This is a genomic window from Kitasatospora sp. NPDC049285, assembly GCF_040678815.1.
In the GTDB taxonomy this organism is placed as follows: domain Bacteria; phylum Actinomycetota; class Actinomycetes; order Streptomycetales; family Streptomycetaceae; genus Kitasatospora.
The window spans coordinates 355,951-377,076 of record NZ_JBFAQR010000001.1; the positions used below are offsets into that span (position 1 = coordinate 355,951).

The 21,126-nt window shown below is 76.0% G+C and carries 18 protein-coding genes; 12 read left to right on the plus strand and 6 right to left on the minus strand.

Annotated features, from left to right (window positions below; all coding sequences use genetic code 11):
* Positions 1-120: 120 nt before the first annotated feature.
* The 9 genes from AB0K51_RS01525 (at position 121) to AB0K51_RS01565 (ending at position 9,539) form a co-directional block, all read left to right on the plus strand.
* Positions 121-1,293: an FAD-dependent oxidoreductase gene (locus AB0K51_RS01525; RefSeq protein ID WP_363449226.1), complete on the plus strand. Its 1,173-nt coding sequence runs from the start codon at positions 121-123 to the stop codon at positions 1,291-1,293.
* Positions 1,294-1,390: 97 nt separating this feature from the next.
* Positions 1,391-1,705: a (2Fe-2S)-binding protein gene (locus AB0K51_RS01530; RefSeq protein WP_363449228.1), complete on the plus strand. Its 315-nt coding sequence runs from the start codon at positions 1,391-1,393 to the stop codon at positions 1,703-1,705.
* Entirely contained in the window at positions 1,686-3,077 is a 1,392-nt protein-coding gene (locus AB0K51_RS01535) for an FAD-dependent oxidoreductase (RefSeq protein WP_363449231.1), read from the plus strand. The genes AB0K51_RS01530 and AB0K51_RS01535 overlap by 20 nt, the downstream gene beginning before the upstream one ends.
* A 77-nt stretch (positions 3,078-3,154) precedes the next feature.
* Positions 3,155-4,093, plus strand: a complete 939-nt coding sequence (locus AB0K51_RS01540; RefSeq protein ID WP_363449233.1) for a dihydrodipicolinate synthase family protein — start codon at positions 3,155-3,157, stop codon at positions 4,091-4,093.
* 150 nt (positions 4,094-4,243) lie between these two features.
* Positions 4,244-5,248 carry a proline racemase family protein gene (locus tag AB0K51_RS01545; protein ID WP_363449235.1) on the plus strand — a complete coding sequence of 335 codons (1,005 nt, stop codon included), beginning with the start codon at positions 4,244-4,246 and terminating at the stop codon, positions 5,246-5,248.
* 249 nt (positions 5,249-5,497) lie between these two features.
* Complete coding sequence (locus AB0K51_RS01550; RefSeq protein ID WP_363449237.1) at positions 5,498-6,877, plus strand: aldehyde dehydrogenase family protein; 1,380 nt, start codon at positions 5,498-5,500, stop codon at positions 6,875-6,877.
* Positions 6,878-7,885 (plus strand): proline racemase family protein, encoded by a 1,008-nt coding sequence (locus AB0K51_RS01555; protein ID WP_363449239.1) that lies wholly within the window; start codon positions 6,878-6,880, stop codon positions 7,883-7,885. It begins immediately after the preceding gene.
* Positions 7,882-8,796 carry an ornithine cyclodeaminase family protein gene (locus tag AB0K51_RS01560; RefSeq protein WP_363449241.1) on the plus strand — a complete coding sequence of 305 codons (915 nt, stop codon included), beginning with the start codon at positions 7,882-7,884 and terminating at the stop codon, positions 8,794-8,796. The genes AB0K51_RS01555 and AB0K51_RS01560 overlap by 4 nt, the downstream gene beginning before the upstream one ends.
* Positions 8,797-8,837: 41 nt before the next feature.
* Positions 8,838-9,539: a GntR family transcriptional regulator gene (locus tag AB0K51_RS01565; RefSeq protein WP_363449243.1), complete on the plus strand. Its 702-nt coding sequence runs from the start codon at positions 8,838-8,840 to the stop codon at positions 9,537-9,539.
* 116 nt (positions 9,540-9,655) lie between these two features.
* Here the strand turns inward: AB0K51_RS01565 and AB0K51_RS01570 are convergent, their stop codons facing one another.
* Together AB0K51_RS01570 and AB0K51_RS01575 are read right to left on the minus strand one after the other, a co-directional pair.
* Positions 9,656-10,369: an ABC transporter ATP-binding protein gene (locus AB0K51_RS01570; RefSeq protein ID WP_363449245.1), complete on the minus strand. Its 714-nt coding sequence runs from the start codon at positions 10,367-10,369 to the stop codon at positions 9,656-9,658.
* A gap of 44 nt (positions 10,370-10,413) precedes the next feature.
* The gene (locus AB0K51_RS01575) at positions 10,414-11,469 is read right to left on the minus strand and encodes an ABC transporter permease (RefSeq protein ID WP_363449247.1); all 1,056 of its coding nucleotides are present in this window, start codon (positions 11,467-11,469) and stop codon (positions 10,414-10,416) included.
* Positions 11,470-11,671: 202 nt separating this feature from the next.
* On the opposite strand from AB0K51_RS01575, the gene AB0K51_RS01580 reads away from it, so the two are divergent.
* The 3 genes from AB0K51_RS01580 (at position 11,672) to AB0K51_RS01590 (ending at position 14,247) form a co-directional block, all read left to right on the plus strand.
* The gene (locus AB0K51_RS01580) at positions 11,672-13,009 is read left to right on the plus strand and encodes a sensor histidine kinase (RefSeq protein ID WP_363449249.1); all 1,338 of its coding nucleotides are present in this window, start codon (positions 11,672-11,674) and stop codon (positions 13,007-13,009) included.
* Positions 13,006-13,650 (plus strand): response regulator transcription factor, encoded by a 645-nt coding sequence (locus tag AB0K51_RS01585; protein WP_363449251.1) that lies wholly within the window; start codon positions 13,006-13,008, stop codon positions 13,648-13,650. The genes AB0K51_RS01580 and AB0K51_RS01585 overlap by 4 nt, the downstream gene beginning before the upstream one ends.
* Before the next feature lie 135 nt (positions 13,651-13,785).
* Positions 13,786-14,247, plus strand: coding sequence for a hypothetical protein (locus AB0K51_RS01590; RefSeq protein WP_363449253.1), 462 nt, complete (start codon positions 13,786-13,788; stop codon positions 14,245-14,247).
* A 7-nt stretch (positions 14,248-14,254) separates the two neighbouring features.
* Here the strand turns inward: AB0K51_RS01590 and atzF are convergent, their stop codons facing one another.
* Genes atzF through AB0K51_RS01610 form a run of 4 tightly spaced genes read right to left on the minus strand, consistent with a single transcriptional unit; the run spans position 14,255 to position 20,984 of the window.
* Complete coding sequence (gene atzF / locus AB0K51_RS01595) at positions 14,255-15,889, minus strand: allophanate hydrolase (protein WP_363449255.1); 1,635 nt, start codon at positions 15,887-15,889, stop codon at positions 14,255-14,257.
* A 48-nt stretch (positions 15,890-15,937) separates the two neighbouring features.
* The gene (uca, locus tag AB0K51_RS01600; RefSeq protein WP_363449257.1) at positions 15,938-19,525 is read right to left on the minus strand and encodes an urea carboxylase; all 3,588 of its coding nucleotides are present in this window, start codon (positions 19,523-19,525) and stop codon (positions 15,938-15,940) included.
* On the minus strand, positions 19,522-20,151 hold the full coding sequence (locus tag AB0K51_RS01605; RefSeq protein ID WP_363449259.1) for an urea amidolyase associated protein UAAP2: 630 nt from the start codon (positions 20,149-20,151) through the stop codon (positions 19,522-19,524). The genes uca and AB0K51_RS01605 overlap by 4 nt, the downstream gene beginning before the upstream one ends.
* Positions 20,148-20,984, minus strand: a complete 837-nt coding sequence (locus AB0K51_RS01610; protein WP_363449261.1) for an urea amidolyase associated protein UAAP1 — start codon at positions 20,982-20,984, stop codon at positions 20,148-20,150. The genes AB0K51_RS01605 and AB0K51_RS01610 overlap by 4 nt, the downstream gene beginning before the upstream one ends.
* Between the last annotated feature and the right edge of the window lie 142 nt (positions 20,985-21,126).

Below are 21,126 nucleotides of genomic sequence, written 5' to 3' on the forward strand. Positions count from 1 at the left end.
GATCGGAAGGCCCCGGACCGGTGCGGTCCGGGGCCTTCCGCATGCCCGGCGCGGGCCGGTGGGTGCAGATGCGCTGGTGGGGGGCTTGCCCGCGCTGAAGCCATGTGACATATTACTGACGTGTTGAAGCCAACCTCCTACGACGTCGTGGTGATCGGCGCCGGCGTGGTCGGCGCCGCCTGCGCCTACTACGCCGCGCGCGCCGGACTGCGGGTCGCCGTGGTGGACCGCGGCCCGGTGGCCGGCGGCACCACCGGCGCGGGCGAGGGCAACCTGCTGGTCTCCGACAAGGAACCCGGACCGGAACTCGACCTGGCCCTCTACTCCACCACCCTGTGGCGCGAACTCGCCGAGGAGTTCGGCGACCGGGTCGAGTACGAGGCCAAGGGCGGCCTGGTGGTCGCCTCCGCCCCGGCCGGCCTGGACGCCCTGCACGCCTTCGCCGAGCGGCAGCGCGCGGCCGGCGTGGAGGCCCGCCCGGTCGCCGCCGACGACCTGCACGCGCTGGAGCCGCACCTCGCCGACGGCCTGCCCGGCGGCTACCTGTACCCGCAGGACGCCCAGGTGCAGCCCGCGCTGGCCGCCGCCCACCTGCTGCGCGCCTCCGGCGCCGACCGCTACCTCGGCGAGGCCGTCACCGCGCTGCGCCGCGGCCCCGACGGCGCCCTCACCGGCGTGGTCACCGAACGCCGCGAACTGGCCGCCCCCGCCGTGGTCAACGCCGCCGGCACCTGGGGCGGCGAGGTCGCCGCGCTGGCCGGGGTCCGGCTGCCGGTGCTGCCGCGGCGCGGCTTCGTGCTGGTCACCGAGCCGCTGCCGCGGATCGTCCGGCACAAGGTGTACGCCGCCGACTACGTCGCCGACGTCGCCTCCGGCTCCGCCGACCTGCAGTCCTCCGCCGTGGTCGAGGGCACCCCCGCCGGGCCGGTGCTGATCGGTGCCAGCCGCGAACGGGTCGGCTTCGACCGCACCCTCCGCGCCGAGGTGCTGCACCGGCTCGCCCGGCAGGCCGCCGCGCTCTTCCCGGTGCTGCGCACCGTCCAGGTGCAGCGCGCCTACCGGGGCTTCCGCCCCTACCTGCCCGACCACCTGCCCGCGATCGGCGCGGACGCCCGGGTGCCCGGCCTCTACCAGGCCTGCGGCCACGAGGGCGCCGGCATCGGCCTGGCCCCCGCGACCGGGCTGCTGATCAGCCGTCAGCTCACCGGCCACACCCCCGATCTCGACCTCACCCCGTTCCGGCCCGAGCGGTTCGCCTCCGGCGGGGAGAGCGCGGAGGGAGAGGACGGATGAGCGCGCACCGGACCCGACCGGTCGGGCTCGAGCCGTCCGGGCCCGCCGGAGCACGTGCCGGGAGTGGCCGCCCGTCCGAACCGTTCGAGAGCGAGGAGTGACCGTGGACCCGATCGACCTGGTCGGCGCCGAGCCCGGCCCGGCCCGGACCGTCCTGTTCGACGGCCGGCCCGTCCCCGCGCTGCCCGGCCAGACCATCGCCGCCGCGCTGTGGGCGGACGGCGTGCTCGCCTGGCGCACCACCCGCACCGGCGGTCGGCCGCGCGGCGCGTTCTGCGGCATCGGCCAGTGCTTCGACTGCCTGGCCACCGTCAACGGCCGCCCCAACCAGCGCCTGTGCCTGCTGCCCGCCGAGCACGGCGACACCGTCACCACCCAGGAGGGCCACGGCCATGCCGACCTCGCCGTCTGAGCGGCCCCACGACCTCGCCGTGATCGGCGCCGGACCGGCCGGGCTGGCCGCCGCCGCCACCGCCGCCGACCTCGGCCTGCGGGTCGCGCTGCTGGACTCCGGCCCGCGCCTCGGCGGCCAGTACTACCGGCACCCCGCCCCCGAACTCGGCGCCGCCCGCCCCGAGAAGCTGCACCACGGCTGGGCCGCCTTCGCCCGGCTGCGGGCGCGGCTGACGGGCCATCACCTGGTCGACCACCTGGCCGGCCACCACGTCTGGGCCGCCGAAGCCGGCGAGCCCTGGCGCCTGCACGCCACCCGCGGCCCCCAGGCCGGCGACCGGGCCACCGTCCTGGCCCGCACCGTCCTGCTGGCCACCGGCGCCTACGAGCGGCAACTGCCCTTCCCCGGGTGGACGCTGCCCGGCGTGGTCACCGCGGGCGGCGCGCAGGCGATGCTCAAGTCCGGCCTGGTCCTGCCCGGCCGCCGGATCGTGCTGGCCGGCAGCGGACCCCTGCTGCTCGCCGCCGCCTCCTCGCTGGTCGCCGCCGGCGCCGAGGTCCCCGCCGTGGTCGAGGCCACCGACTACCTCGGCTACGCCCGCGGCCTGCCCACCCTGCTGGCCAACCCCGCCAAGCTGGTCGAGGGCGCCGAGCACGGGGCCGCGCTGCTGCGCCACCGGGTCCGGCTGCGCCGCTCCAGCGCGGTCGTCGAGGCGCACGGCGACGACCGCGTCACCGGCGTCACCGTGGCCCGCCTGGACGCCCGCTGGCGGCCGGTGCCCGGCACCGAGCGCCGGATCGCCTGCGACGCGCTGGCGATCGGCCACGGCCTGGTCCCGCAGATCGAACTGGCCACCGAACTCGGCGCGGCCACCCGCACCCTGCCCGACGGCACGGTCGCCCTGCGGGTCGACGCCGAGCAGCGCACCAGCCTGCCCGGCCTGTACGCGGCGGGGGAGACCTGCGGCGTCGGCGGCGCCGACCTCGCGCTCGCCGAGGGCGTACTGGCCGCGCACGCGATCGCGGGACGGCCCGCCCCCGAGCCGGTGCGCCGCCGCCGTGCGCGCCGCCGCCGGTTCGCCGAGCTGATGGCCGCCGCGCACGCGCCCGGACCGGAGTGGACCGGCTGGGTCACCGACGACACCGACGTCTGCCGCTGCGAGGAGGTCCCCGCCGGGCGGATCCGCGCCGCCGTCGACGAACTCGGTGCGGCGGACCCGCGGACCGTCAAGCTGCTCACCCGGGCCGGCATGGGCTGGTGCCAGGGCCGGATGTGCGGCCCCGCGGTGGCCCGCCTGTCCGGCGGCCCCACCGGACGCGCCGACAGCCGGCCGCTCTCCTGCCCCGTCCCGCTGGCCCAACTCGCCGACGGCACCGAACTTTCCCCCTGAGCCCGCCCCGCCGGGCTCCCCTGCTCGCGACGGCCGACGGCCCGGGCCCTTGTGGTTCACCGTCGCCCGTTTATAAAATGTCACACATCATATCGAGGGAGACCCCCGTGACCCGCACCCCCCACGACCCCGCCCGTCCCTGGCGCGGCATCATGGTCGCCACCACGCTGCCCTTCCGTGACGACCTCACGGTGGACTACGACGCCTACGCCGAGCACGTCCGCTGGCTGATCGACAACGGCTGCGACGGCGTCGTCCCGAACGGCTCGCTGGGCGAGTACCAGACCCTCACCCCCGAGGAGCGCGCCAAGGTCGTCACCACCGCCGTCGAGGCGGCCGGCGACGGCGCCCGCGTGATGCCCGGCGTCGCCGCCTACGGCAGCGCCGAGTCCCGCCGCCTCGCCGAGCAGGCCGCCGAGGCCGGCGCCGGCTCCGTGCTGCTGCTCCCGCCGAACGCGTACCGCGCCGACCACGCCGCGGTCCGCGCCCACTACGCCGAGGTCGCCAAGGCCGGAGTGCCGATCGTCGCCTACAACAACCCGATCGACACCAAGGTCGACCTGGTCCCCGCGCTGCTCGCCGCGCTCCACGCGGCCGGCTCGATCGTCGCCGTGAAGGAGTTCTCCGGCGACGTCCGCCGCGCCTACGAGATCGCCGAGCTCGCCCCCGAGCTCGACCTGCTGATCGGCGCCGACGACGTCCTGCTGGAGCTCGCCGTGGCCGGCGCGGTCGGCTGGATCGCCGGCTACCCCAACGCGCTGCCCGCCGCCAGCGCCGAGCTGTACCACGCCGCGGTGTCCGGCGACCTGGCCACCGCGCTGCCGCTCTACAAGTCGCTGCACTCGCTGCTGCGCTGGGACTCCAAGACCGAGTTCGTCCAGGCCATCAAGCTCTCCATGGACCTGGCCGGCCGCCGCGGCGGTCCGACCCGCGCCCCGCGACTGCCGCTCACCGGCGAGGTCGAGGCCGCGGTGCGCGCCGCCACCGAGAAGGCCCTCGCCGAGGGCCACAAGTAGGGGCAACCAGCAGGGGCCGTCAGTAGGGCCGCGACCAGGGCCGCGGGCAGGGCTTCGCGCCAGGCCGCCGGCACGGGTCCCGCAAGCGGCCGGGCCGGCTCTCCGGGGGGAGCCGGCCCGGCTGACCCGCCGTCAGGAGACAACACCGACATGCGTACCCGCCACGTCTTCCACGCCGTCGACTCGCACACCGAGGGCATGCCCACCCGCGTCATCACCGGCGGGTTCGGCACCATTCCGGGCGCCACCATGGCCGAGCGGCGCGTCCACTTCCAGCAGCACCTGGACCACTTCCGGACGCTGCTGATGTACGAGCCGCGCGGCCACGCCGCGATGAGCGGCGCGATCCTGCAGCCGCCCACCCGCCCCGACGCCGACTTCGGCGTCCTCTACATCGAGGTCTCCGGACTGCTCCCGATGTGCGGCCACGGCACGATCGGCGTCGCCACCGTCCTGGTCGAGACCGGCATGGTCCCGGTGGTCGAACCGGTCACCACCGTCCGCCTCGACACCCCCGCCGGCCTGGTCGTCGCCGACGTCCGGGTCGAGGGCGGGGCGGCCGTCGCGGTGACCATCCGCAACGTGCCGTCGTACTCCGTCGGGCTGGACCTGAAGGCCGAGGTCCCCGGGTACGGCACCGTGCGGTACGACCTGGCGTACGGCGGCAACTACTACGCGATCCTGCCGCTGGCCGAGTTCGGGCTGCCGTTCGAGCGCGGGCGCAAGGACGACATCCTGGCCGCCGGGCTGGCGCTGATGGACGTGATCAACGCCTCCGAGGGCCGCCCCGTGCACCCCGAGGACCCCTCCATCCACAGCTGCCACCACGTCCAGCTGCTGGCCCCCGGCTCCGACGCGGTGCACTCCCGCCACGCGATGGCCATCCACCCCGGCTGGTTCGACCGCTCGCCCTGCGGGACGGGCACCTCCGCGCGGATGGCCCAGCTGCACGCCCGCGGCGAGCTCGCCCTCGACACCGACTTCCGCAACGACTCCTTCATCGGCACCACCTTCACCGGCCGCCTGGTCGCCGAGACCACCGTCGCCGGCCACCCCGCCGTCATCCCCACCGTCACCGGCCGCGCCTGGCTCACCGGCACCGCCCAGTACTTCCTCGACCCCGCCGACCCCTTCCCCGCCGGTTTCCTGCTGTAGGGCAATCGGCTGCGCCCCGCCGAGCTGCGCCCCGACAGGGGCGGGGAACTGCGCGAGTCGGAAGAGACGCACAGTCAGTTCCGGGGATGGCGAGTCAGTTGCACCTCGGCGGGTGCGGCGGAACGTGGCACCCGGCCGGTGTCCGTGCCCCGACCTTCCCCAAGTTCCCTTCCGCCCCGCGCAGTTCCCCGCGCCCCTGTCGGGGCGCAGCCTGGTGGTGCGCGTCGTTCACGAAAGGTTTTCGTTCCCATGACCCTCATCAACTCGTACAACCCCGCCGATCCGGAGGATCTGGTCGTCGCCGCCGAGGCCGTGGGGGCGGCCGGTGTGGAGGCGGCGATCGTGGCGGCGCGCCGGGCGCAGCGGGCGTGGGTGGCGTTGGGCGCCGCGGGGCGGGCGGCAGCCCTGTCGCGGGCTGCGGCGGCGGTGGAGGGGGCTGCGGAGGAGCTGGCGCGGCTGGTGGTGCGGGAGGTGGGGAAGCCGGTGGCCGAGGCACGCGGGGAGGTGGCGCGGACGGTGGCCATCTGGCGCTACTACGCGCAGGCGCCGTTCGCCGCCGCGGGCGCCGTGCACGAGCCGGCCGCGGGGGAGGGGCTGCTGCTGACGCGTCGTCGGCCGTACGGTGTGGCGGGTCTGATCACGCCGTGGAACTTCCCGCTGGCGATCCCGACCTGGAAGGCCGCGCCGGCGCTGGCCGTCGGCAACACCGTGGTGCTGAAGCCCGCCCCGGAGGCGACCGCGTGCGCCCTGCGGCTGGCCGAGCTCGCGGGCCTGCCCGAGGGCGTGCTGACGGTGGTGCCGGGCGGCGCCGAGGAGGGGACGGCGCTGGTGGCCGGTACCGACGTGGTGTCGTTCACGGGCTCGACCGCCGTCGGCCGGGCCGTGGTGGCGGCGACCGCCGACCGCGGGGTGCCGGTGCAGGCGGAGATGGGCGGGCTGAACGCGGCGCTGGTGCTGCCGGACGCGGACGTGGCGCAGGCCGCCGCGCACCTGGCGAACGCCATCGCGGGCTACGCGGGCCAGAAGTGCACCGCGACCAGCCGGGTGATCGCGGTCGGCGACGCGTACGAGCCGCTCGCGGAGGCGCTGGCCAAGGCGCTGGCGCGGACCGCGGCCGGCGACCCGGCCGACGGGGTGACGGTGTGCGGTCCGGTGATCAACCGTCCGGCGCTGGAGCGGCTGACCGGGGCGATCGAGGGCGCGCGGGCCGGTGGCGCCACCGTGCTGACCGGCGGGGTGCGCCCGGAGCGGGCCGGGTGGTTCCTGGAGCCGACGCTGCTGGAGAACGTCCCGGCGGGGGACCCGCTGCTGACCGAGGAGTTCTTCGGGCCGGTGGCGGTGCTGCTGCACGCCGCCGACCTCGACGAGGCGATCGCGCTGGCCAACGACACCCGGCACAGCCTGTCGACCTCGGTGCACTCGCGGAGCCTGGACGTGGCGCTGGCCGCCGCGGACCGGCTGGACGCGGGGATGATCAGGGTCAACGCGCCGTCCAGCGGCGTCGACTTCCACCTGCCGTTCGGCGGGGCGAAGGCGGCCTCGTACGGGTCGCGCGAGCAGGGCCAGGCGGTGCTGGACTTCTACACCGCGTCACGGACCGTCAGCGTCCTTCCCGCCGAGGTGAACTGAGTGAACATCGCGACCATCGACTACCACACCGCCGGGGAGCCGTTCCGGATCGTGATCGCCGGGCTGCCGCCGGTCCCGGGGGACAGCGTCGCCGAGCGGCGGCGGTTCGCCGTCGGCGCGGGCGGCACGGCCACCTCGCCGCGGCCGAGCGCGCTGGACGACGTCCGCCGGCTGCTCACCCGGGAGCCGCGCGGGCACGCCGGGATGTACGGCGGGTTCATCGTGCCGCCGGACGACGGCGAGGCGCACTTCGGGGTGCTGTTCTGGCACAAGGACGGCTACTCCACCGCCTGCGGGCACGGCACCATGGCGCTCGGCGCGTGGGCGGTCGACTCCGGACTGGTGGCCGCGCCGGACGACGGCAGCGCGCTGGTGCGGATCGACGTCCCGTCCGGGCGGGTCAGCGCCACCGTGCACCGCTCCGGCGGCCGCACCACCGGCGTGACCTTCCGCAACGTGCCGACCCGGGTGCTGGCCCGCAAGGTCGAGCTGCCGACCTCCCGAGGCGTGGTCGCGGTGGACCTGGCGGACTCCGGGGCGGTGTACGCCTCGCTGCCCGCCGCCGCGCTCGGCCTGTCCGTGGTCCCGGACCGGCTGCCCGAACTGACCGCCGCCGGGCGGGAGATCCGCGCCGCGCTGGAGGGCCACGAGGCCCTGGCCGGGCACCGCGACGGCGTCTACGGGGTCATCCTGTACGACGAGCTGCCCGACACGCCGTCAGGTCCGCACCAGCGCAACGTCACGGTCTTCGCCGACGGCCAGATCGACCGCTCCCCGTGCGGCTCCGGCACCTCCGCCCGGCTCGCGCTGCTCGCCGAGGACGCGGTGATGGGCCCCGGACGCCAGCTGCGGCACGACTCGATCATCGGCACGGTCTTCACCGGCCGGGTGCGCGGGCAGCACGCCGACGGCGTGGTCACCGAGGTCACCGGCACCGCCCACCGCACCGGTGAGCACCGCTTCGTGCTGGACTCCGACGACAGCCTCGGCGCCGGGTTCCTGCTGTGACCGCACTGCTGGAGCTGACGCTCGGTCACCCGGAGGCGATCGACGCGCTGGAGCGCGCCCTGCGCGGCGGGTTGGACGTGGAGTCCTGCCCGCCGCGCTCGGCGGTCGCCGTCCCGGCCGGCGAGCTGCTGCTGATGCCCGCCGCCGACGGGGAGTTCGCCGGGGTGAAGATCGCCGGGGTGGTGCCCGCCAACCCGGCGGCCGGCCTGCCCAGGATCACCGGCAGCTACCTGCTGCTGGACGGCCGCACCCTGCAGCCGCTCGCCCTGCTGGACGGCGCCGCGCTCACCGCGCTGCGCACCCCCGCCGTGACCGCGCTGGCACTGCGGGCGCTGGCCGCCCCCGACGCCGCGCACCTGGTGCTGTTCGGCGCCGGACCGCAGGCGTGGGGCCACCTTGAGGCGCTGCGCACCGTGCTGCCGCTGCGCCGGCTGACCGTGGTGGCGCGCCGCCCCGCACCGGCCGAGGAGCTGGTGCGGTACGCCGCCGGGCTGGGCCTGGCCGCCGGGCGCGGCGGGCCCGACGCGGTGGCGGCGGCCGACCTGGTGGTGTGCTGCACCACCGCCCGCACCCCGCTGTTCGACGGCCGACTGGTGCCGGACCGCGCGGCGGTGGCCGCGGTCGGCTCGCACGAGCCGGACGCCCGGGAGGTCGACGAGCACCTGGTGCACCGGGCCGGCCTGTTCGTCGAGGCCCGGGCGGTGGCGCTGCGCGAGGCCGGTGACCTGCTGCAGGCGGGGGTCGGGGCGGAGCGGCTTGCTAATCTGTCAGAACTGGTGACCGGCGGGGCAGTTGTCCGCCATGATCGGCCGAGGTTCTTCAAGAGCGTCGGCATGGCCTGGCAGGATCTGGCGGTGGCGGCGGCCCAGTTCGAGGCGCAGCATCCAGGGCATTCACTCTCCGCAACGTGACATTGTACAATGAGGTTCTGTTGAACCTCCGGAGGAGCACCATGGCCGACCTGAAGCCCCGCAACCTCATCTCCGTCCAGGAGCGGCTGCGCGACCAGGTCGCCCACGCCCTGCGCGCCGCGCTGATCTCCGGCGAGCTGCGCCCCGGCGTGGTCTACTCCGCCCCGGCGCTGGCCGCCGACTTCGGTGTCTCCGCCACCCCCGTCCGCGAGGCGATGCTCGACCTGGCCCGCGAGGGCCTGGTCGAGGCCGTCCGCAACAAGGGCTTCCGGGTCACCGAGCTGAGCGAGCGCGACCTCGACGAGTTCACCGAGATCCGCGCGCTGATCGAGGTCCCCACGGTCGGCCAGGTCACCCGCACCGCCACCGCCGAGCAGCTGGAGGCGCTGCGCCCACAGGCCGAGGCGATCGTCGCCGCCGCGCGCAAGCACGACCTGATCGGCTACCTGGAGGCCGACCGCCAGTTCCACCTCGACCTGCTCGCCCTGGCCGGCAACGCCCGCCTGGTGGAGACCGTCGGCGACCTGCGCAAGCGCTCCCGCCTCTACGGCCTCAACCGGCTCGACCAGCGCGGCGAACTGGTCTCCTCCGCCGAGGAGCACCAGGAACTCCTCGACGTCATGCTCACCGGCGACGCCAAGGCCGCCGAGGAGTGCATGACCCGCCACCTCGGCCACGTCCGCCACCTCTGGGCCGCCGACGAGCAGCCCGCCCCCACCGCTCTGCGCCTGCCCGGCCGCTGACGGCCTGCGGCCGGCCCGCGCCAGTCGTGGGGCCGGTTTCGTGCGCCTCCGGATGCCCGGCCGCCGACGCCCGGTCGCAGGCTCCGCTCCGCCTGGCCGGGCTCGGGGCTTCCGGGCTAGCAGCCGCTGCCGGGTTCGGTGAGGCGGCCGTCGTGCATCTCCAGGACGCGGTCGACCCGGCCGAGGAGGTCGCGGTCGTGGGTGACCATGACGGTGGCGGTCCCGTGGGTGCGGGTGATCTCGCGCAGCAGGTCGACGATCTGCGCGCCGCGTTCGTGGTCGAGGGCCGAGGTGGGTTCGTCCACCAGCAGCACCGAGGGGCTGCCGAAGAGGGCACGGGCGATGTTCACCCGCTGGCGCTCGCCGCCGGACAGCTGGTGCGGGCGGCGGCGCTGCTTGGCGCCGTCCAGGCCGACCGAGGCGAGCAGGTCCTCGGCCCGGCGGCGGGCGGCGGACGGCCGGCGGCCGCGGACCGACTCCAGGACCAGCAGCTGCTCCACGGCGGTCAGTGAGGCCAGCAGGTTGGACTGCTGGAAGACGATGCCGAGCCGCTCGCGGCGCAGCGCGGTGCGCTGCCGCTCGCCCAGGGCGCCCGCGTCGACGCCGTCGACCAGCACCTGCCCGGTGTCCGGGCGCAGCAGCGTCGCGGCGACCGCGAGCAGGCTGGACTTGCCGGAGCCGGACGGGCCCGCCACCGCGGTGAACTCGCCGGGGGCGACGGTCAGGTCGACGGCGTCCAGGGCGGTCAGCCGGGCGTCGCCGTCCGGGTAGGTGAGGGTGACCCCGCGCAGGGCGAGGCCGGTGCGGACGGCCTGGAGGGCGGTGGTCATGCGGGGGCTCCCGGGGCTCGGTGAGGTGAGGGGCTGACGGGGCGTCATCGGTTCGCCCCCAGCGCCGCAAGCGGGTCGACGGCGGTGATCCGGCGCACCGCGAGCACCGCGCCCAGCAGGCCCAGCAGCACCATCGCGGTGACCGGCACCGCCACGGTCAGCGCCGAGACGTCGAACGGCACCGCCGCCGAGGCGAACGCCCCGCCGACCGCGCCCACCGCGCCGCCCAGCAGCGCACCCGCCAGCAGGACCGCCGCGGCCTGCGCCAGCGCGTCGCGCACCAGGTAGCCGCTGGACGCGCCGACCGCCTTCAGCACCGCGATGTCCGGCTTGCGCTGCACCGTCCACACCGTGAAGAACGCGCCGACGACCAGCGCGCTCACCGCGAACAGGAAGCCCTGGATCAGCTGCAGGCTGCCCTGCTCGGCCGCGTAGCCGTTGATCCCGGCCAGCGCGTCGTCCTTGCCGACCGCCTTGAGGTCGGCGGGCAGGCCGTGCGGGGTGCCGCGGACGGCCGCCGCGGTGGGCTGCTTCTGGCCGGAGACCCGCTGCCAGGTCGCCGGGGTGGTCCACACGCTCGGCGCGTGCGAGAGCGAACGCTCGGCGGTGACCGCGACGACCGTCAGGTGCTCGGGTCCGACGGTGACCTGCGTGCCGGGGGAGAGGTGGTACTTCGCGGCGGTGTCCGCGCCGACCGCCAGCTCGCCGTCCTTCGGCGCGGCGCCCGCGGACAGCGGCGGCAGCAGCGCGGCGTCGGTGCCCAGCACGCTCACCGAGGCCGCGCCGTCGGCGGTGGTCAGCCGGCTCATCGCCACCCCCAGCGGGGAGACCGCGCCCGCGCCCGGCGCGGCCGCCACCCGGGCGAGCTGATCCGGCGTCAGCGTGCTGGAGGCGAACGACACCTCCGGCTCGGCACCCGGCGCGGCGCCGAACACCACGCTGTCGACGGGGAGTTCGGCGACCGTAGAGGAGGCCGCCGAGGCCAGCCCGCCGGTCAGGCCGTACAGGAACACCACCAGGGTCGTGATCAGGGTGACGACCGCGCCCATCAGGGCGAACCGCCCCCTGGCAAAACGGATGTCACGCAGTGCGACGAACACGGGAACCTTCCGGGAAGTTCGGACTTCGAGGACGTGCGGAGTCGGGACTCGACTACCGCTCCAGCCTCGCCGCCGCGACGACCGCTGCCATCAGGGAGAGGAGGGGACTGCGGACCCCACAAGAGGTGCACCCGAAAATCCATCGAACGGTTGATGCCGCGCCGCGCGGCACGGCGGCGTGCACCCCGTACCCTCGGAAGGCGTGCCCCGTACCGAACCAGCAGCCGCCCCGAGCAGCGCCGACGACGACCACACCCGGTCCACCCCCGCGTTGCGGATGGCCAACCTCGCCGTGCACGGCCTGTTCTTCACCCTGCTCGCCGTGCTGCTGGTCCGCGCCGCGGCCGACGGCCGGCTGGGCCCGGCCGGCTGGGCCACCGCCGGGGCGCTCGCCGTCGCGTACGCGGCCGGCGGGGTGGTCCGGCAGATCCGCGAGTCCCGCGCGCTGGGCACCCTGTGGCTGCTCGCCGTCGCCCTGCTGTGGATCGAACTGACGCTCCAGCACCCCGAGTTCAGCTACCTGGCGTTCCCGCTGTACTTCGTCTGCCTGCACGTGCTGCCGCTGCGCTGGGCGCTGCCCGCGGTCGGCGCGCTCACCGCCGCGGTGATCGCCGCGCAGGCCACCACGCCCGGCGGGCTGACCACCGCGAAGGTCATCGGCCCGCTGGCCGGCGCCGCCGTCGCGCTGCTCACCGCGTACGGCTACGCCGCGCTCTACCGCGAGAGCCGGGCCCGCCAGCGGCTCATCGACGACCTGGTCCGCACCCGCGACGAACTCGCCGCCAGCCAGCGCGAAGCCGGCCGCCTCGCCGAACGCCAGCGCCTGGCCCGGGAGATCCACGACACCCTCGCCCAGGGCCTGGCCGGCATCGTGCTGCTCGCCCGCGAGGCCGCCGCCGAACTCCCCGCCGACCCGCAGGCGGCGGGCGCCCTGCTGCGCGAGGTCGAACAGACCGCCGCCGGGAACCTCGCCGAAGCCCGCCGCTTCGTCCACGCCCTCACCCCGCCCGCGCTCGACGACGCGACCCTCACCGATGCGCTGCGCCGGCTCGCCACCGCCGCCGACGCCGCCTTCCACCTCGACGGCGCCCCCTACCCCCTCCCCGTCGAAGCCGAGGTCGCGCTGCTGCGCCTCACCCAGGAGGCCCTCGCCAACGCCGTCCGGCACGCCGCCGCCCGGCACATCGCCGTCACTCTCGCCTACCTCGACGACGCGGTCACCCTCGACGTCTACGACGACGGCGTCGGCTTCGACCCCAGCACCGCGCCCGGCCCCGGCTCGTTCGGCCTGCACGGCATGCGCGAACGGATCGCCGCGCTCGGCGGCAGCCTCACCGTCGAATCCGCCCCCGGGGAAGGCACCGCCGTCGCGGTGTCGCTGCCGCTGCGGGCGATCGAGAGCCCGAGCGCTCCGGCCGGCGCCGGCGCCGTCCCGGAGGAGGACGCGGACGACGGGCGTGTGCTGCGCGTGGGCGCGATGGCCGGGGCGGCGCGGGTCGGTCGGGTGCGGCGCCTGGTGCTCGCGGGGGTGCGGCGGTGATCCGGGTGCTGGTGGTGGACGACCACCCCGTGGTGCGGCGCGGACTGCGCGCCATGGTCGACGACCTGCCGGACGTCACCGCGGTCGGCGAGGCCGCGGACGGTGCGGCGGCCCTCGCGCTGATCGCCGAACTGCCGTCGGAGCGGCGGCCGGACGTCGTGCTGATGGACCTTCAGATGGGTGCCGGCATGCACGGGGTCGAGGCGACCCGGCGGATCACCGCGCTGCCCGCGCCGCCGGCCGTGCTGATCCTCACCACCTACTCCACCGACGCGGACATCCTCGCCGCGGTCGAGGCGGGCGCCACCGGCTACCTGCTCAAGGACGCCCCGCCCGAGGAGGTGGCCGCCGCGATCCGGGCCACCGCCCGCGGCGAGACCGTCCTCGCGCCGCCCGTCGCCGCCCGCCTCCTCGGCCGGGTCCGGGCCGGCCGTCCCTCGCTCTCCCCGCGCGAGGCCGAGATCCTCCAACTCCTCGCCGAGGGCCTGCCCAACCGGCAGATCTCCAAGCGACTGTTCATCAGCGAAGCCACCGTCAAGACCCACCTGGTCCACATCTACGACAAGCTCGGCGTCGACTCCCGCACCTCCGCCATCGCCTCCGGCCTCGCCAGCGGGTTGATCCGCCCCGTGGAACGCTGACCGCCTCCGGCGGGGGTCGGATGGGTCGACTTCTGTGCCTGTGGCCTTGCGGGCGGGTTGGTCTGCCTTGTGGAGCGCTGACCGCCGGGGGATAACCGCTGGTGGTGGCGGGGTTCGGGGCGGCAGGATGGCGGGATGGATGCTGTGCACACGCTGGCCTGGCGGTATGTCGCCTGGCAGGTCATGCCCGAGGAACTGCCGATGGCTGCTGCCGAGTTGCTGGCTGCGGGCTATGACTCGCCGGCGCTGTGTGACCTGGCGGGGCGGGCGCGGCGGGAGGAGACGGGGGTGCTGCAGGCGTTGCTGGAGGCGGCCGTGGGCGAGCTCGGGGTGGGCCTGCCGACGGTCGGCCGGGCCGAGCGGTATCTGCTGCGGGATCTTGCCCTGCGCCTGCTGTCCGGTGCGGCCACCGCGCTGGAGGTGGCCGCCGCGGTGTCCGGGGTGGAGGGGGAGGACGCCGACGACCTCGAACTGCGTTTCCTGCGCGTCGCCGGCGGAGAGTGCTGCACGCGCTGCCTCACCGACGTCCAGCTGTACAACCCCGAGGCGTACGCCGCCTGGGAGACCGACCTGCGGACCGCCGCCGCCGAGCTCTGACGTGCCGTCACTTCCGGGCGGCGAGGTACGCGGGCCAGGAGCCGTGGTGGGTGATGTCCGGGGCTCCGGCCGCACCGGCCGGGTCGCAGCGGAAGCCGGGGACGGTCCTGCCGTCGGCGAGGCGGACCGGGCCGAGCAGCATCGGGGCGGGGAGGGTGGCGAGCAGGCGGGCGAGGCCGGCCGGGGGGAGCAGCCACAGTTCGCCCCCGATCGCGGCGCCGCCGTCCGCGACCGCCACCAGCCCGGGCTTGGGCGGGTCGGTCGGCAGGGCGTACAGCCGGTACTCCGCGGCGGTGGACACCGCTCCGGCCAGGTGGGCGCCGAGGGCCAGCAGGTGGCCGTTGAGGGGCTGCCCGGTCAGGTGGGCGCCGAAGACCGCCAACGGGACCGGCGGGTCGGTCAGCTGGGCGGCGATCGCGGCGAGCCGGTCCTCGGTGTGCGGCCGCCCGACCAGCATGACGCCGAAGGGCAGGCCGTCGACCTCGCCGGCCGGCACCGCGAGCGCGCACAGGCCCAGCAGGTTGGCGGAGTTGGTGAACCGTCCGAGCCGGGCGTTGCTGCCGACGGGGTCGGCGGCGACCTCCGCGAGCGTCGGGTGGCCGGTGGTGGTGGGGAGCAGCAGGGCGTCCGCGTCGCCGAGTTCGGCGAGCGCCGCCTCGCGCAGGTCGGCCAGCCGGGCGCGGTCGCGGAACAGCCGGTGCGCCGGGAGTTCGCCCGCGGCCAGCACGATCCGACGGACCGTCGGGTCCAGGTCGGGGCCGCCCCGGGCGAGGAACTCGCCGACCGCGTCGTACCGTTCGGCGGCGAACGCGCCGTCGTAGAGCATCGCGGCGACCGTGCTGAACGGGGTCAGGTCGAGCTCGCGCGCCGCCGGGAAGGCGGCGGCGGCCCGCCGGAACGCGGCGGACCAGCCCTCGGCCAGCTCGCCGAGCTGCTCGGGCCGGGGGACGGCGACTCGCCACGGGCCGGGGGCGCGGGCCGGTTGCGGCGCCGGGTCGGCCATCAACCGGTGGGCGGCGAGGGCCAGTTCGGTGGTGCGGGCGAAGACCGAGACGCAGTCCAGGCTGCGGCAGGCGGGCACCACCCCGGCGGTGGGGACGGCCCCGGGGGCGCCCTTCAGACCGACGACGCCGTTGAGCGCGGCGGGCACCCGGCCGGAGCCCGCGGTGTCGGTGCCCAGCGCCAGGTCGACCAGGCCCAGCGCGACCGCGACTGCCGAACCCGAGCTGGACCCGCCCGAGATCCGGGTGGGATCGACGGCGCCCCGCACCGCCCCGTACGGGCTGCGGGTGCCGACCAGGCCGGTGGCGAACTGGTCCAGGTTGGTGGTGCCGAGGACCACCGCGCCCGCCGCGCGCAGGCGGGCCACCGCCGGGGCGTCCGCCGCCGGCCGGTACGCGTAGGACGGGCACCCGGCGGTGGTCGGCAGACCCGCCACGTCGATGTTGCCCTTGACTGCGAGCACCAGCCCGGCCAGCGGCAGGTGCTCGCCCGCCGCCACCCGGGCGTCCACCGCGGCGGCCTCCGCCTCCGGCCCGTCCTGGGGCCGTAGGTCGATCCACACCTCGGGCCGGTCGGCGGCCGCGATCCGGCGGTAGGCGTCCCGGACCCGGGCGAGCGCGGGGGCGGTGGGGATCAGCATCGGCGGAGGTCCTCTCAGCGACGGGACGGGGAAAGGCGGGGGGCGGTCTCAGGACGCGGCGGCCAGCACCAGCAGCGCGGTGCCGGGCTCGACCTGGTCGCCCGGGGTGACCAGCACCTCGACGACCACGCCGTCCTGCGGGGAGGTGATCGACGACTCCATCTTCATTGCCTCCACCGCCAGCAACTGCTGTCCGGCGCGCACGGGTTGGCCGACCGCCACGTCGACCTTCCAGACCGCGGCGGTGAACTCCGCGGCGACCAGCGCCCCGCCGTCCGGCACGTCCACCGGCCCGGCCGGCGGCGGGGTGCCCGCGGCGGCGTCCGCGGCCCGGTCGAACTCGCCCGCGAGTTCCCAGGCATGGCGCTCGGCGGCGAAGGCCGCGGCCTGGCGCTCCCGGAACGCGGCGATCGGCGCGGCCTGCCGGTCGAGCAGCTCCAGGTGCTCGGCCAGCGAGAACTCACCCTCCTCGATCCGCAGTTCGAGCCGCCCGGCGGCCATGTCGGCGCGCATCTCGAGCAGTTCGGCCGCCGACACCGGGTACCAGCGGATCCGGTCGAAGAAGCGCAGCAGCCAGGGCACGCCCGCCCGGAACGGGCCGCGTTGCTGCCAGCCGGACCACATCTGCACCGTCCGCCCGACGAACTGGTAGCCGCCCGGGCCCTCCATGCCGTAGACGCACAGGTACGCCCCGCCGATGCCGACCGAGTTCTCCGCCGTCCAGGTCCGTGCCGGGTTGTACTTGGTGGTGACCAGCCGGTGCCGCGGGTCGAGCGGGGTGGCGACCGGCGCGCCCAGGTACACGTCGCCGAGGCCCAGCACCAGGTACTCGGCGTCGAACACCGTCCGGTACACCTCCTCGACGCTCGCGAGGCCGTTGATCCGGCGGATGAACTCGATGTTCCACGGGCACCACGGCGCGTCGTCGCGGACGCCCGCCATGTAGCGCTCGATCGCCTCCCGGGTGGCCGGGTCGTCCCAGGACAGCGGGAGGTGGACGGTGCGGCTGGGCACCCGGAGCCGGTCGGTGGCCGGCAGTCCGGCCTCCACCTCCCGCACCAGGTCGAGAAGTTGATTTGTCGTCAAAGCGTCCGGGTCGACGTGCACCTGGAGCGAGCGGATCCCCGGGGTCAGGTCGACGACGCCCGGCAGGTCCAGTTCGCCCAGGCGCTGCGCCAGGGCGTTCACGCGCATCCGCAGCGCCAGGTCGAGCTGCATCGGGCCGTACTCCACCAGCAGGTTGTCGTCGCCGCTGCGCCGGTAGGTGACCTCCGGCCGGTCGGCGGTGGCGGCCAGCCGGGCCAGCACACCGCCGTCGGTGACCGGGGCGCGGTCGGCCACCGGGTCGCCGTCGGGGCGGGCGCGCAGCCGGGAGGCGGCGTCCTCGGAGACCGGGACGAAGCGCACCCGGTCGCCGGGGCGCAGCTGGCCGAGCTTCCAGCGCTGGCCGCTGACGACGGTCGCCGGGCAGACGAAGCCGCCGAGCGAGGGGCCGTCCGGGCCGAGCAGCACCGGCATGTCGCCGGTGAAGTCGACCGCGCCGACCGCGTACGGGGTGTCGTGGATGTTGGACGGGTGCAGGCCGGCCTCGCCGCCGTCCGGGCGGGCCCAGGACGGCTTCGGGCCGACCAGCCGGACGCCGGTGCGGGCGCTGTTGAAGTGCACCGACCAGTCGGCGGCGTAGAACTCGGCCATGTCGTCGGCGGTGAAGAACTCCGGTGCGGCGTGCGGACCTTCGACCACCGGCAGGGCCCAGTCGGAGGTGAACGCGGGCCGCTCGGCGACCGGTCCGGCGCCCGGGCCGAGCCGGTCCGTGCCGCCGTGCAGCACGTCCCCGGCGCGCAGCTCGCGGCCGCCGTGGCCACCGAACGCGCCGAGCGTGAAGGTCGCGGCGCTGCCGAGGAAGTCCGGGACGTCGAGTCCGCCCGCGAGCAGCAGGTAGGTGCGCAGGCCCGGGCCGGGCGGCGCGCCGACGGCCAGCTCGCCGCCGGCCGGGACGCGCACCGGCTCCCACTGCGGGACGGGCGCGCCGTCGACCGTCACCTCGGCGGGCGCGCCGGTGACGCACACCCAGGTCGGGGCGGTGAAGCGGAGCGCCGGGCCGAGCAGGGTGCACTCCAGGCCGGGGGCGCCCTCCGGGTTGCCGAGGGCCCGGTTGCCGAGCCGGAACGACAGGTCGTCCATCGGCCCGCACGGCGGCACCCCGACGTGCCAGTAGCCGGTGCGGCCGGGCCAGTCCTGGACGGTGGTGAGGGTGCCGGCCCGGAGCACCTCGATCCGCGGCGTCGGGTCGGCGACGGCGGCCAGCGTCCCGGTGTGGTGCTCGGCGGCGCGCAGCTGCGGCAGGCCGGTGATCGCCCGCAGCAGGCCCAGGTTGGTCTCGATCCCGGCCACCCGGGTGCCGTCCAGGGCCGCGCCGAGCCGGTCCAGGGTCTCGGCCCGGTCCGCGCCGTGCACCACCACCTTGGCCAGCATCGGGTCGTAGGCTGCGGTCACCTCGGTCCCGGTCTCCACCCAGGTGTCCACCCGCACCCCCGGCGGGAACGCCACCTCGGTCAACCGGCCGGCGCTGGGCCGGTGTTCACGGCTCGGGTCCTCCGCGTACAGCCGGGCCTCCACGGCGTGGCCGCGCGGCTCGCCGACCTCGCGCACCACGTCCCGCTCGCCGCGGGCCAGCCGCAGCATCCACTCCACCAGGTCCACCCCGTAGACCGCCTCGGTGACCGGGTGCTCCACCTGCAGGCGGGTGTTGACCTCCAGGAAGTAGGCCCGCTCGCGCGCCGCGTCGTACACGTACTCCACCGTGCCCGCCGAGCGGTAGCCGACCGAGGCGCACAGGTCCCGGGCGGAGACGGCGAGTTGCTTGCGCACCAGGTCGGGGAGACCGGGCGCGGGGGCCTCCTCGAGGACCTTCTGGTTGCGGCGCTGGAGCGAGCAGTCGCGGTCCCCGAGGGTGACCACCCGGCCCGTGCCGTCGCCGAACACCTGCACCTCGACGTGCCGGGCGTGCTCCACCAGCCGTTCCAGGAACACCCCGGCGGTGGCGAAGGAGGCCGCGGCGGTGCGCTGCACCACGTCCCAGGCCGCGGTCAGTTCGGCGGGCGAGCGGCAGGCCCGCATCCCGATGCCGCCCCCGCCGCCGGTGGCCTTCAGCATCACCGGGTAGCCGATCGCGTCGGCCGCCGCCAGCGCCTCGTCCAGGCCGGTCAGCAGGCCGGTGCCGGGGAGCAGCGGCACCCCCGCGGCCTCGGCCGCCGCGCGCGCGGTGTGCTTGGCGCCGAAGACCTCCAGCTGTTCCGGCGTCGGGCCGACGAAGGCCAGGCCCGCGGCCTCCACCCGGCGGGCGAAGGCCGCGTCCTCGGACAGGAAGCCGTAGCCGGGGTGGATCGCGCCCGCGCCGGTCTCCAGCGCCGCGGCCAGCACCAGGTCGGCGCGCAGGTAGCTCTCCTTGGCGGCCGCCGGGCCGAGCCGCACCGCGTGGTCGGCCAGCCGGACGTGCGGGGCCGCGCGGTCCGGGTCGGCGAAGACCGCGACCGTGCGCAGTCCGAGCTCCCGGGCGGTGCGGATGATCCGGACCGCGATCTCGCCGCGGTTGGCGATCAGCAGGGTGTCGAACCCCGGTGCGTGGCCGGTCATCGCGCGGCTCCCTCGGTGACGGTCATCCGCACCGGCGTCGGGTCGAAGCCGTTGCAGGGGTTGTTGATCTGCGGGCAGTTGGAGACCAGCACCAGCACGTCGGTCTCGGCGCGCAGCGACACCCGCAGGCCCGGCGCGGAGCGGCCGTCGACGATGCCGAGGGTGCCGTCGGCCTCCACGGGGACGTTCATGTACCAGTTGAGGTTGGACACCAGGTCGCGCTTGCCCAGGCCCCACCGGGCGCCCTCGGCGAGGAAGTTCTCCACGCAGGCGTGCTGCGGCCAGGTGTGGTGCCCGTAGCGCAGGGTGTTCGACTCGCGGGAGCAGGCCCCGCCGACGGTGTCGTGCCGGCCGCAGTCGTCGGCGACCACGGTCATCAGCGGGGTGTGCTCGGTGGAGAGCAGCGTGTGGCCGGTGGTCAGGAACAGCGTCCCGGCGGCCTGCAGGGTGTCGGGCGCGCTGTAGCGCACCGCCGGGTCGTGCGCGTCGTACAGCAGGCAGTCCACCGCCTGGTTGCCGCCGAGGTCGGTCAGGGTGAGGACGTTCCCGCGGGCGACCACCGCCGACCACGGGGCGCGGGCCGGGACCACCCGGTCGATCAGCGGGGCGCTCTGACGGGTCGTCATCGTTCCTCCCGGAGGCCGGAGTCGAGGGAGCGGGCGAAGGCGAGGGTGTTCAGGTAGGCGCGCAACCGCTCCGGGGTGGCGGTGGCGAGCGGGTCGTCCGCGCCGGTCGGACGGCCGGGCCGGGACCGCAGCAGCAGCGGCGTGCACCGGTACTCCGGGCGCGGGTCCAGCGGGTGCGCGGTGTTGGCGACCAGCACCGTCAGCGGGAGTTCGGCGCGCAGCAGGACCCGGGAGCCCGGGCCGGCCGAGCCGGTGAAGCGCAGCGAGCCGTCGGCCGCCGCCCGCACCCCCTGGAAGAGCGAGACGCTCGGCGCCAGGTCGCGTGGCCCCAGGCCGTGCTTGGCGGCGGCCAGGGTGAACAGCTCCCGCCCGGCGGGCGACGGGCCGTGCGCCGAACCGTCCCCGTAGCGGGCCTCGTTGCGGGCCCGGGCCGAGGTGCCGGTGAGCAGGTCGTGGCGGCCGGAGCCGTCGGCGAGGACGGTCGCCAGCACCCGGCCCTGGTCGGAGAGCAGCACGCTGCCCGCGCCCAGGTACGCGTTCCACTGGACCTTCGCGGTGTCCGCCGGGTTGAGCCGCTCCCAGGTCCGCCCGGTCAGGTACAGCAGCAGGTGCGCGCAGGCGTCGCCGTCGCGGTCGACCAGCTCCAGCTCCGCGCCGGCCGGCAGCAGCAGGTGGGCGTACCCGCCGCCGGGCACCGTCTCCGCCCACAGGGCGCCGTCCGGCGGCGGGAGCATCGGCATGCAGTCGACGACCGCGCCGGCCTGCGCCCGGGCGTGCTCCCGGGCCGCACCGGTGGTGGCGGTGCCGCTCGCGGCGGCGGTGGTTTCTGTCATGCGACAGAAATTAGGCAGCACCGGCGTCCGCGCCATTGCCCGTGCGTAACACGGCAGTTACCGTCTCCTCACCGGGCCGGCCGGCGACCGGATGCAGCAGCGGACGGGCCGGAACCGGTGCCCCGGTGTGCGAGGATCGGGA

Bases quoted from the DNA above. Each gene is read 5' to 3' on its own strand.
- AB0K51_RS01535 (WP_363449231.1), top strand. From the start codon at position 1,686: ATGCCGACCTCGCCGTCTGAGCGGCCCCACGACCTCGCCGTGATCGGC.
- AB0K51_RS01540 (WP_363449233.1), top strand. From the start codon at position 3,155: ATGTCACACATCATATCGAGGGAGACCCCCGTGACCCGCACCCCCCAC.
- AB0K51_RS01545 (WP_363449235.1), top strand. From the start codon at position 4,244: ATGCGTACCCGCCACGTCTTCCACGCCGTCGACTCGCACACCGAGGGC.
- AB0K51_RS01550 (WP_363449237.1), top strand. From the start codon at position 5,498: ATGACCCTCATCAACTCGTACAACCCCGCCGATCCGGAGGATCTGGTC.
- AB0K51_RS01565 (WP_363449243.1), top strand. From the start codon at position 8,838: ATGGCCGACCTGAAGCCCCGCAACCTCATCTCCGTCCAGGAGCGGCTG.
- AB0K51_RS01570 (WP_363449245.1), bottom strand. From the start codon at position 10,369: ATGACCACCGCCCTCCAGGCCGTCCGCACCGGCCTCGCCCTGCGCGGG.
- AB0K51_RS01590 (WP_363449253.1), top strand. From the start codon at position 13,786: ATGGATGCTGTGCACACGCTGGCCTGGCGGTATGTCGCCTGGCAGGTC.
- atzF (WP_363449255.1), bottom strand. From the start codon at position 15,889: ATGCTGATCCCCACCGCCCCCGCGCTCGCCCGGGTCCGGGACGCCTAC.
- uca (WP_363449257.1), bottom strand. From the start codon at position 19,525: ATGACCGGCCACGCACCGGGGTTCGACACCCTGCTGATCGCCAACCGC.
- AB0K51_RS01605 (WP_363449259.1), bottom strand. From the start codon at position 20,151: ATGACGACCCGTCAGAGCGCCCCGCTGATCGACCGGGTGGTCCCGGCC.
- AB0K51_RS01610 (WP_363449261.1), bottom strand. From the start codon at position 20,984: ATGACAGAAACCACCGCCGCCGCGAGCGGCACCGCCACCACCGGTGCG.